General features: G+C 47.4%; 8 protein-coding genes and 1 pseudogene. All 9 read right to left on the minus strand.

The genetic code is table 11. The annotated features are described in order from the left end of the window. Positions 1–543, minus strand: a pseudogene (pglA, locus tag QZ147_RS06195) (N,N'-diacetylbacillosaminyl-diphospho-undecaprenol alpha-1,3-N-acetylgalactosaminyltransferase); the annotation flags it as partial. 60 nt (positions 544–603) lie between these two features. After that, a complete protein-coding gene (locus QZ147_RS06200; RefSeq protein ID WP_295148256.1) occupies positions 604–2,796 on the minus strand; it encodes an STT3 domain-containing protein in 2,193 nt (730 codons plus the stop codon). Next, complete coding sequence (locus QZ147_RS06205) at positions 2,786–3,940, minus strand: glycosyltransferase (protein ID WP_295148259.1); 1,155 nt, start codon at positions 3,938–3,940, stop codon at positions 2,786–2,788. Before QZ147_RS06205 ends, QZ147_RS06200 begins: the two co-directional genes overlap by 11 nt. Further along, complete coding sequence (locus QZ147_RS06210; protein ID WP_295148261.1) at positions 3,937–4,986, minus strand: glycosyltransferase; 1,050 nt, start codon at positions 4,984–4,986, stop codon at positions 3,937–3,939. The genes QZ147_RS06205 and QZ147_RS06210 overlap by 4 nt, the downstream gene beginning before the upstream one ends. 36 nt (positions 4,987–5,022) lie before the next feature. Next, a complete protein-coding gene (locus QZ147_RS06215) occupies positions 5,023–6,096 on the minus strand; it encodes a glycosyltransferase (protein ID WP_295148264.1) in 1,074 nt (357 codons plus the stop codon). Further along, a complete protein-coding gene (locus QZ147_RS06220) occupies positions 6,093–7,025 on the minus strand; it encodes a glycosyltransferase family 2 protein (RefSeq protein ID WP_295148265.1) in 933 nt (310 codons plus the stop codon). The genes QZ147_RS06215 and QZ147_RS06220 overlap by 4 nt, the downstream gene beginning before the upstream one ends. Further along, positions 7,003–7,839 (minus strand): glycosyltransferase family 25 protein, encoded by an 837-nt coding sequence (locus QZ147_RS06225; protein WP_295148267.1) that lies wholly within the window; start codon positions 7,837–7,839, stop codon positions 7,003–7,005. The genes QZ147_RS06220 and QZ147_RS06225 overlap by 23 nt, the downstream gene beginning before the upstream one ends. Beyond that, positions 7,836–9,359 (minus strand): polysaccharide biosynthesis protein, encoded by a 1,524-nt coding sequence (locus QZ147_RS06230; RefSeq protein WP_295148269.1) that lies wholly within the window; start codon positions 9,357–9,359, stop codon positions 7,836–7,838. Before QZ147_RS06230 ends, QZ147_RS06225 begins: the two co-directional genes overlap by 4 nt. Then, positions 9,359–10,827, minus strand: a 1,469-nt coding sequence (locus QZ147_RS06235; RefSeq protein ID WP_295148270.1) for an acetyltransferase, incomplete at its 5' end; no start/stop codon positions are given. The genes QZ147_RS06230 and QZ147_RS06235, both read right to left, overlap by 1 nt.

The raw sequence follows: 10,827 nt of genomic DNA on the forward strand, positions 1-10,827 counted from the left end.
TTTGAGCGTATCCACGCCCACGCTTTTTATCTTAAAAATTTTCTCCTCGGCTATCAAACCGCGACTCAAAAAATACGCCGGATCTGCCTCGTTGACAAACACGCAGCCGTCGCTCATTTTTAGCGCTTTTTTATAAAGCGTCTCGATCGCGGCGCGCACCAGACGGGTTTTTAGGTCGTTATCGATATAAAAGCTACCCAGCCCCTCGACTAAATTTATCACGCACTTTATGCCGGCTTTTTTAGCCGCAAAGGTGCCAAACACGTTTGATTTATGCGCCGAGGTTTGCAGTAGGTCTAAATTTAGCCCGCGCAAAATCTCGGCCAGCTTTTTTGAGTTTTCAAGCACGGTTAGAGGATTTAGGCTCGCGCGGTCAAGCTCGTATGTCACGCAGTTAAACTCGCTTTTTAGCCTATCCGTGTAGTCGCCCTTTGGAGCGATAGCGAAAACCTCGTGCCCGAGCCGCTTTAACTCGCGCATTATCGGCGCGCGGAAAAAGTAGATGCTCATATCGGCGTGAGAGAGAAAGCCTATCCTAGCCATTTTGCGTCCTTTTTAAAATTTTACCCGCAAAGCCGCGAGCGAATTTTAACTTTAAATTTTTCATCTTTTTAGCCTATAAATTTTGGCTTCGTTTTCCAAGATCACGGGCTCAAACAGTTCGCTATCGAAACGCTCGAACATAAAAAGCTGCACGAACGCCGAATTTAGCGTATCTTCGTCGAGGATTACCATCTTGCCGTATTGCCTTAATAAAATCGCGTAAAACTGCGAATTCGCATCGTTTTTATACTCGTCTATTTTAAGCGCGCCCGGCTCGCCTGATACGTCGTAGAAGGTATTTAAAGCAAATTTCGAGCCGCCGTAAAATAGATTTTTTAAATCGCCGCTCACGCTAAATCCAGATCCCGCTACGATCCTACCGCCGCTATTTGAGATTTTGTTCGAGGCGTAAAACAATCCGCCTTTAAGCTCGGCGCCGTCTTTTAAATTTAGGCGCGAGAATTGTAGTACGGTCGGGAAAATATTTATCATCCTATACGGCAGATAGTAGTAAATTTCGCGCGTTTTTCGCGGCAAAGCGAAGTCCTTGCTTCCTAGCGACGCTAAAAACTCGTCGATGTCGCCCGCGCCCGTATCGGCTACAATTTTAGGCAAAATTTCGCCGAATTTCTCGTTAAAATTTCGCTCGGTATATTCGACGTCTAGGCGCGCCATATTCGCGGAGCGCGTTTGATTTTCGCCCAGAGCGAAGCTTACGGCGTAGTTATCCGCGCCCAGGTGCTTGCCGCCGTCGATCAGGGTTTTAACGTCTGAATAATACCTAATACCGTATCCGTAATCCCACCACGCAAGCGCGTAATCCTCGCGCCCGGCGATGCTTTTTAGCCTATCTAAAATCGCGACTTCGTTTTGCGTAAAAACGGGCGTAGCTTTGTAATCGTAAATATGTTTAAGCGGCGCGACGAGCGCTAAAACAGCCGCTAGCGCGTAAAACGCGTAAGAAGCGGCGCCTTTAAGCTTTAAAAAATTTATCGCGCTAAGCGCTACGTAGCCAAAGCCCAGCGCCATCGCGGGCACGGCGTAAATCGTAAATCTAAGCCCGCCTTTAAGCGCTAAAAATCCAAGGGCCAGCATCGCTAAATTTAGCGCGAACGAACGGCGTTTAAAACAAAGAAAAATGGCGCCCGCAAGAGAGATGGCGAAAATTAAAACGTGCCCGCTTATACGCTCGCAAAATAGCGTAAAATCTACGATCCCGGACTCCTGAATAGTTTGATTAACGTTAAAATAATTAAATCCCGCGCTTACGCTATCCGGAGTCGCTCGAAGCAGGTAAAATTTCACCTGAAAAATAATCGGATTTAGCCCGCCGTAAAGCGCAAAAACGCCGAACGACGCGATGAGAGCGGCAAGGACGGGCTTAAATTTTAAAACGCTATCTCGCGTCAAAATAGCCGCGTAAAACCCGCCGATTAGCAAAATTTTAAGCCAAATCAAAGCGCCGCTAATAGCTATTAAAAGCATCGCTAACTGCGCGTAAAATAGCGCGTTTTTACGCTCAAAAACCAGCGTATAAACTAAAAATAGCCCCGTAATCGCCGCGCTAAGCGAAAAGCTGCTAGACGGATACCACCAGAAATAAACAAGCGTCGAAACGGGCGCTATAATAAGCGAAATTTTAGCGCTTCTTTCGCCTTCGGGCGCGCTAAATTTCAAGCGGCCGCGCTCGCAAACTCGAATAAGTCCCCACACCGCAAATACTGGTAAAACGATAGTAAGCATATCCGTGTCGTAATATCCCGCCATCGTGCGGTTGTAGTAGCTATTTGCGACGCTAGCTAAAAGAGCCGCGACGAATCCGGCCGCCGTCGCGCGGTATTCAAGCGCGATAAGCATCACGGGCGCGACGATAAGAGAGGACGCCGCTACGCTTAGATAAAGCATCGCGGTTTCGATTTTAACGCCTAAAATTTTAACGATCCAATAAGTAAGCGTACTAAGCGAGCTACCGTAAAAACTAAGGTCGTTGGGCTGATGAAAGCCCGCCAGCATATCGCGCGCGCCCTCGGCGAATACGTAACCGTCGTTGGTATTTATCATCAGCTCGCCGTTCCAGAAAAACTCGGGATACTCTCCCGCCCAAAATACCCAGTAAAGCCTGGCAAGAACGCTAAAAACAAACGCCGCGCCAATTAGCGCCCAAGCCGTCTTAGCCGAAGTCGGCGCGCTCGGCGCTAAAATTTCGTCAAAGCCTTGCGCCGAATTTTGCTTTTTGGCGGTTTTAAGCTTCATCTTTTTCTCCGAAATTCGCAAAATTTTCGCCGCCTTCTAAATACTTTATTAGCTGCGCGGCGATCCGCTTGCTGTCAAAATCCTTCGCCCGCTCGTAAGCTACGCTTTCGTATTTCGCGCGAATTTGAGGGCTATTTAGCGCCGTTTTCATAGCCTCTATCATCGCCGCTTCGTCGTCTACGGGTACTAGCAAGCCGAATTTATCATCCCCTATTAGCTCCCTAGCGCCCGTTAGATGATCGGTAGAGATTAGCATTTTCTCGCAAGCAAGCGCCTCGATTAGCACGTTTGAAAAGCCTTCAAACCGCGAAGCGCACACGAAGCACCGCGCCGCCGCGATACGGCGAAACGGATTTTTATCGGTGCCTAGCAATTTTACGCGATCGCTTACGCCTAGTTTATCTATTAAAATTTGAAGCTCTTCTCGCAAGCCGCCCTTCCCTAGTATGCCAAGAGTCGCGCGCGGGTCGTTGATCGCGGCGATAGCGCGAATCAGCATAGCTTGATTTTTACCGCTATCAAGCCGTCCGATGTTTATAAAAAACGGGCGGAATTCCTCTTGTAAAGGCTCGTTTTTTAGCCTAGCGATCTCTTCCAAATTTAAAGCGTTATAAAGTACTTTCGTTTTAGCTGGCGGGGTCGCAAAATTTTCCAGTAAATCTCGCGCGTTGCCCTGCGCGTTGGCTAAGATCATATCGGCCCTCGGATAAAGCAGGCGCGTTAGCGAGCGATTAACCAGCCCGCTGAGCCCGCGCGCGTAAATACGGCTAGGGCAACTGCCCTCTTGGATTACCATGCGGCCTTTAAGCCCTAGTATCCGCGCAAAAAGTGCGACGTAACAAGGGCGGTTCATAACGACGAAATGCGCGTCGATGCCTAAATTTTCGCAAAGACGCTTGTATTTTAGCGTTAGCAACGGCAGCGCGAAAAGCAACCGAAAATTTTTACTCGCGCTTTTTTCGTAAGGGTCGCTCTTTTCGATGAAATGCACGCGCACGGACGCCGGTAACTCATAGGCGACAACCTCGCTCATCAGCACCAAATGCACCTCGTAAATTTTAGCCAAAAACGGCAGCAAATTCGAGATCACGCGCTCGGCGCCGCCCGGCCCCATAGAGTATAAAAATACGCTTAATTTTTTCATTTTCGCATTACCTCGTCTATAAATTTTCGCCATTTTTTCATTATATTTTCTAGCTCAAACTCGCCCGCGTCCGCCTTAGCCGCCTCGCCTAGGCGCTTTTGCAAGCTCTCATCGCTTAAAATTTCGCTTAAAATTCGTGCTAGCTCGCTTGCGTTGCCGATTTCAAAAATCGCGCCGTTCACGCCGTTTTTGATTAGCTCGCGTCCGCCTACGGTATCGCTTGAAACGCGCGCGCAGCCCAAACACCCCGCCTCGATTAGCGCGTTTGAAAGTCCCTCGCTAACCGAGCTGATGACGAAAATTTTAGCCCGCTCGTAAAGAGGCGCGACGTCCTTTACGTGTCCTAAAAATTCTACGTCTAATCCAAGTTCTAGCGCTTCTTTTTTTAGCCTCGCTTCAAGGCCGCCTTCGCCCGCTATTTGCACCGACCAGCCGTTTAAAATTTCAGGCTTTATCATTGCTAGCGCCCTAAAATACGTGCTATAATCTTTAACCTCTTCTAGGCGTCCGACGCTTAAAATTATATTTTCTTTTCGTAAATTTCTCTGCTCGTTTTGCTTAATAAAAAACGGATTATGCAAAATTTCGCGCTTTTTAACGAAACCGTAGTATTCAAAATCGCTTTTACTAAGCACGCTAAGCCCGTCCGCGCGGCGGTAGCATAGGTCGCGGATAAACCGAAATTTCGGGCTTTTTAGGTATTCGTTCGCGTGGTGCTCGGTCGCGATGTGTTTGCATCCTAGACCGAAATTAGCAACCGCGCAAATCACGTTCGTCCAGTCGATAAAGCTGATAATTAAATCAGGTTCTACGCTTTTAAAAAGTCCTCGCAGCGCTAAAATTTTAGCTATTCTAGCGCCTAGTCCGCCGCCTTTAAAATTTAGGCGGTGAAACGCGATCTTTTCGCTAAATTCGTAAAATCCGCAGTCTTTTTCAAGCACGGCGATATGTATTTCGTTATCTTTCGCAAGTTCGCCCGAAAGCGCAGCTAAAACGCGCTCGGCGCCGCCGTTGGCGAGGTTGGCGATGACGAATAAAATTTTCAAATTTCTTTCCTTTTGCGGTATTTCTTGCTTTAAATTTTACTTCGTCGCAGCAGGGCGGCAAACTAACCGTAAAATTTCCGTCCATCTCTCGTAAATTTTATCCAAGCTAAACTCCCCTAGCCGCAGCCTAGCGTTCGCGCAAATTTTCTCTCGCACCGCCTCGTCGCGCATTAAATTTCGTACCGCCTCCGCAAGCGCGCTCTCGTCGCCTTGTTCGTACAAAATTCCGTCAAATCCGTCCGTAATTAACTCCGTCGCGCCGCCGGTTTTGCTAGCTACGCGCGCTACGTCCGCCGCCGCCGCTTCTATTAGCGCGTTTCCGAAACCCTCCGCGCGCGAGGTCGAGACCAAAATTTTAGCCTTCGCGTAAAGCTCGCCGATATTTGCGACGTTGCCTAAAAATTTTACCCCCGCGCCCGACTCGCGGTTTAGAGCTTCTAGCCGCTCGCGCTCGGCGCCGTCTCCGGCTACGCAAAACTCCCAGCCTCCGCCTCTAAAATTCGCCGCTAACCGCACGAACGCTTCGCAGTTTTTTACGGCGACTAATCGTCCCACGAAAAGGACCGCGTTTTGCTTTTGCGCGGGCTTTTGCGCGGGACGTAAAAACAGCGGATTATACGCGACGAATACGTTTTTGCAGTATTTCGCGTAGTGCGCGGCATCGGTTTTGGTTAGCACGCTAACCGCGCTTGCCCGCGGATAAAACAGGCGCTTTAAAACCTCGTAAATTTTAGCCGCGATCCCCGCGTCAAAGCTCGTATGCTCGGTCGCGATCACGGGCGTTTTAAGCCCTAATGCCGCCGCAAGAACTAAGACGTTGGTGCTGTCTAAAAAAGAAATCGCCGCGTCAAAGCTGCCCTCTTTTATAATTTTTCTAATCGCTAAAATTTTGCCCAACCGCTTTTTAAAATTTCCGATTATCCCCGCTTCGTCCGCTCCGTAACTTAAATTTAGGAGCTTTACGCGCTCGCTAAGCTCGTAAAAAGGCTTGGCGCTATCGAATTTTAAAAGCGTAACGTCGTGATCTAGGCTAAATTTTGAAGCCAAAAGCGCCGCTACGCGCTCGGCGCCGCCCGCTCTAAGCGTGGAAATTACGAATAAAATTTTCATATTCCAAACCTTCGTTTTAGCTTTACGCGAAGCTTTGAAAGCGTCGGCAAAAGCGAGCTAGGCAGTATGCTAACTAGCAAAAAAACGAACGCTTCTTTACTAAATTTTACGCTAAGGCTTTTAAAAATACAGCGATACGTAAGCGCGTAATCACCGCCCATTTTAGCGTAATAAGCCGCCATTTTGTATTGCGCCGCCAAAAATTTAGGCTCGTGCTTTAAGGCGATCTCCTCGCACATCTTAACCGTTTTTAAATAAGCGTGCGCCACGGCGCTTGCGTGCTTTGCGGCGTTTAGCGTCGCGCTATCGGCGCGCGCGATGCGGTAGATATAAAGCGGCTTTTTAAGATAATAAACGCGCCGCTCGAAAAAGCGAATGTAAAGCTCGTTCTCACCGCCGAAACTTCGCTCGTCGAAACGAAAATTTTCGATAAATTCGCGCTTAAACAGCTTAAAAAATTCGCCGCCGACGCGCCCGCAGTGATAGTCGATTTTACTCATTTCTCCGCTTTGTAAGTAGGGGCTCGAGCCTGAAATTTTATCCGTCAGCGCGCCATCTATCTCGCAAAGGCAGTCCGCAAATATGCAAGAAAATCCTTGTTTTATAAATTTTAAGCACCCCTTTATCGCGTCCGGCAGCAGCTCGTCGTCGTCGTCTAACAGGCATACTAGCTCGCCGCTCGCGTTGTCAAAGCCGTTATTTTTATTGCCGTTGGGGCTTTTGGCGCGGGTTAGGTTTTTTACGAATTTTATCCGAGGGTCGGCGAAATTTTTGCAAATTTCGTTCGCGCTCTCGTCCGCGCCGTCGTCGGTTACGATTATTTCGAGGTTTTTATAGCTTTGATTTAGCGCGGAATTTAGCGCCTTTTTTAAAAGCTCGGGGCGATTAAACGTCGGTATTATTACGCTAATTAGCGGCTCTTCGCTCATTGCAGCCCCTTTTAAAAATTCGCTCGTATCCGCTAAAAATCGCCGCAAATCTCGTTATTAAGACGTATATTAGCGAGCGTAAAATCCCGGCTAAATTTAGCCCCGCATAGCCGCGCCAATCGCGCTCGGCGTTAATGTTTGAATCGCTAAGATCGGTCGGATGCGCGAAAATATCGCAAAAATACATTTTAAGCCCGTTTTTTGGTAGCAGATAATCCCATAAGTCGCTCGTGCTTAGCGTGCCTTTATGCGTATCTAACAGCTTTTGCGCGGCTTCGCGCGTCAGCACGTAGGCCGCGGTGCTACAAATCGCACCGTAAGAGCACGGCAAGACGGCAAACAAGCTTCTATCCTTACCGTTTATAGGCGTAGGCAGCCGCTCGGCGCTTAAATTTCGCGCATCCCTAATCCTTTTACCGAATGCGCTAAATCGCGCGGGAAGTCCGTCTTGACAACCGCAAAGCAAAACGCCGTTTAAAGGTAGTTCGCGCGCCATTTCAAAGGCGAATTTTACGCAGCCATCGTCGCCTATCACGTCGTCTTCGATAAAAAGCGCGCGCTGCTCGCCGCTTGCGATAAACGCCTCGTAAGCCTTTACGTGCGAGAGCGTGCAGCCGACCTCGGCGGGGCTCATTAGCCTACCGTGGAGCCGTAGCGAAGGCATAACAAGAGCGAAATACTCCTTTGCGCTCATAATTCGCCCGTCTACCGCGCTTATTAAAGTAAAATTTTCATACTCTCCGAAGCGCTCTTTTAGGCGCTGCCTACGGGCGGTATCCTTATCTAACGAGATTAGAAAAACGGGCAAGTTCATAGATTTTTCCTTTTAAATTTGCCTAAAATTTTAGCTACGACGACGCCGCGCTCAAAGGCGTTAAATATCAAAAATAAATTTAAAGCATAGCCCATGATCAAAAGAGAGAGCGAGACGACTATAAACTCCGTCCAACTCGTGATTTGCAAGAAATTTCGTATCCAAAAAAATAAAGCGCAAACGACGCAAAAAAGCGCTAAATTTTTAAAATAGACGCCGTAAAAAGTCGTGAGCTTAACGCCTAAATTTAGCGCCGCGTTTATGAGATCAAACCCCAAAATTCTCGCACTATAAAGCGCCGCGCCCGCGATAACGACGCCGTAAATTCCGTAATCCGTAAATTTTAGCACCACGATTTGCGCCGCGATCACGCTAAGCCCTAAAATCGTATTCGCGACGGCCGGACGGCGAAGTTTATTAGTCACGCTATCAAGATTAAAAAGCGCGTAAACGTAGCTAATTAGCACCACCGGCGCAAACGAAATCATACTTAAATTATAAATTAGCGCGATCTCCTCCGCGCTTTTAAAAGGTAGCCAAAGGGTGTAAAATTCTCGTCCGAAAGCCGCAAAAATAGCCGCCGGCGCGCTCATCGTAAAAGCGAGCGCCTTCATAGCGAATTTGCTCTCCGCCACCAGCGCGCTAACGTTGCCGCTAGCGTAAATTTGCACCATTTTGGGGGCGAAATTCGAACTAATCTGCACGCAAAAGCTCTCTAAAATAAGCGGCGCGACCTTGGCGACGGAGAGTACGCCCGTGGCGTTCGCACCTAGAAAAACGTTGCAAATAAATAGATCCATGCCCGTTAAAAGTATGTGGTTTAGGGCGTTAAAGCTATTCCAAACGCCCGATCTCGCAAGCTCTTTTACTTTATTAAAATCAAACAGCGCGAAGCTAAATTTAAGCTCGGGCGCGATGCTAGCGGACATAAAGATCGTGCTAATTAGTACGAAAATCCCGCAAATAAGCGCCGAAGCCGCGATATAAGCGATCATCGGAGCGAAAAAATAAAAAAGCGCGACGATAAGCGCGGCTAGAAGCAGGCTGGATGCGGCGTTTCTAACCGATACCAGATAAAGCTTGTTTCGTACGAACGCGCAAACGGTAACTACGCCCGTAAATAGTCCGACGCAAAAGTTTATAAAGTAAAAAATAAACGTAAGCGTAACGTCGAATTTTAGGTTTTGCGGGACACTTAAAACAAGGTCTAAATTTAATATAAAAAGCGATGCTGCGGCGGCGATAACGGCGCAGAAAAATAGATTTACCGCAAGTACGGACGAGTAATAACCGTTTGCGGACTCGATGCGACCGCCGTGCCACTCATACGCCACGAAGCGGCCGCTAACGGAATTTATCGCCGTGGTAACGACCGCCGCGTACGCGACTACGGCGTTACTTAGTCCCACGAGGCCGAAAGCCTCGTTGCCGAGGCTTTTAAGAATAAACGGCGTGAGAAAAAAATTTATCGCCATCGAAACGATAAAAACGATGATTGAGCTGATTAGATTTAATAACACTATTTTAATAACTTATAAATTTTAACCGTAGGGTCTAAAATAACGGGCTCAAATAGCTCTTTGTCGTAATTTTCGAATAAAAATAACTGAATGAAAGTCGAGTCGAAAAGCTTTTTGTCTAGCAATAAAATTCTATTGTAATCAGCTAAAAACACGACGCAAATTTTAGCGTTTCCATCGACGGTAACCGATTTTGTATCAAGCTTGCCGTCTAGACTCTGTACGTAGTGATACGAATTGACCGGTGCCGGCTTGCCTTTAATAGCGACAAATTCCGGCGTCATACTAGGCAGTATAAATTCGTTACCTATGTCTATATTGGTAACTCCCTCGGAAAACGGAAGCCCCATGTAAAATAGCGGCGTGCCCAGGCTTTTACCGGTAGTTAAGTCAATCTCTGAGAATTTTACGATTTGCGGTAGCATGTCGACTATTTGCGAAAATAAAACGTAATAAACGTCGGTCGTTTTTTGGGGAAGCTTAAAATTTTTATCGTCAAGCGACGCTAGAAATTTATTAACGTCGGGCTCGCCGTAGTCTTTTTGCATTTGTATCAAAGTTGACGTAACGTTTTCGTCGAATTTCCTATCAAATCGCATTTTGACGTATTCCGTATTTAAGCGCGCCATATTCGCAGACGCTATTTGATCTTTAATTAGCGAAAAGCTAACCGGAAAGCTATCTTCTCCCGATTGCGCGCCCGGATCGCTAAGCGTATTAACGTCTGCATAGTATCTAATCAAATAGCCGTAATCCCACCAAGAAAGGGCATAATCGTCTCTATTTGCCGTATTTTTTAGCTCGTCAAGCGCTTGCACGGCTTTACCGACTACTAACGGGGCGGGTCTATACTGCAAGATATAACTAAAACTCGGAAATAAAATCAAGCTTACAAATGTAGCAAAAGCGACGTTTCTTAGCCAAGCGCGAATTTTTACGCTATTTAGCATAAAATATACGAAATAGCCAAAGCCAAACGCTAGCACTGGAGCGGCATACATAATAAATCTTATGCCCCCGGTAAACGATAACGCTCCAAGCCCGAGTATCGGCGCTATTAACAAAAACGAACGAAATTTAATTAGCAATAATACCGCTCCCGCAACGGATAGCAGGAGAGTTAATGTATTACCGCTAGCGGTAGTTGCGAATTTATTAAAGCTAGTACCCATAAGCTCCACGACAGTACTGCGCGTATCGAAAAAATGAAGCGTCGATGCCTGAGTAGAAGTGCTACCGGTGACGTAAAATAATAGCCTATTTACTATCGGATCGATGCCGCCGAATGCCGCAAAAAGCGCGATCGCGATCGCCGCAAGCAGAGCAAGCGTTTTTGCGCCGAAAATTTGCGGCTTGATTTTCATTAGAGCGTATAGCCCGCAAATTAGCCCTAGTTTTAATATTAATACGTAATTTACGACTAGATCCTCGCCCTCGTAATACGCGTCAAAGTCTATTACCGCAAAAA

This window comes from uncultured Campylobacter sp. (assembly GCF_905371695.1).
In the GTDB taxonomy this organism is placed as follows: domain Bacteria; phylum Campylobacterota; class Campylobacteria; order Campylobacterales; family Campylobacteraceae; genus Campylobacter_A.

Bases quoted from the DNA above. Each gene is read 5' to 3' on its own strand.
- QZ147_RS06215 (WP_295148264.1), bottom strand. From the start codon at position 6,096: ATGAAAATTTTATTCGTAATTTCCACGCTTAGAGCGGGCGGCGCCGAG.
- QZ147_RS06225 (WP_295148267.1), bottom strand. From the start codon at position 7,839: ATGAACTTGCCCGTTTTTCTAATCTCGTTAGATAAGGATACCGCCCGT.
- QZ147_RS06200 (WP_295148256.1), bottom strand. From the start codon at position 2,796: ATGAAGCTTAAAACCGCCAAAAAGCAAAATTCGGCGCAAGGCTTTGAC.
- QZ147_RS06220 (WP_295148265.1), bottom strand. From the start codon at position 7,025: ATGAGCGAAGAGCCGCTAATTAGCGTAATAATACCGACGTTTAATCGC.
- QZ147_RS06205 (WP_295148259.1), bottom strand. From the start codon at position 3,940: ATGAAAAAATTAAGCGTATTTTTATACTCTATGGGGCCGGGCGGCGCC.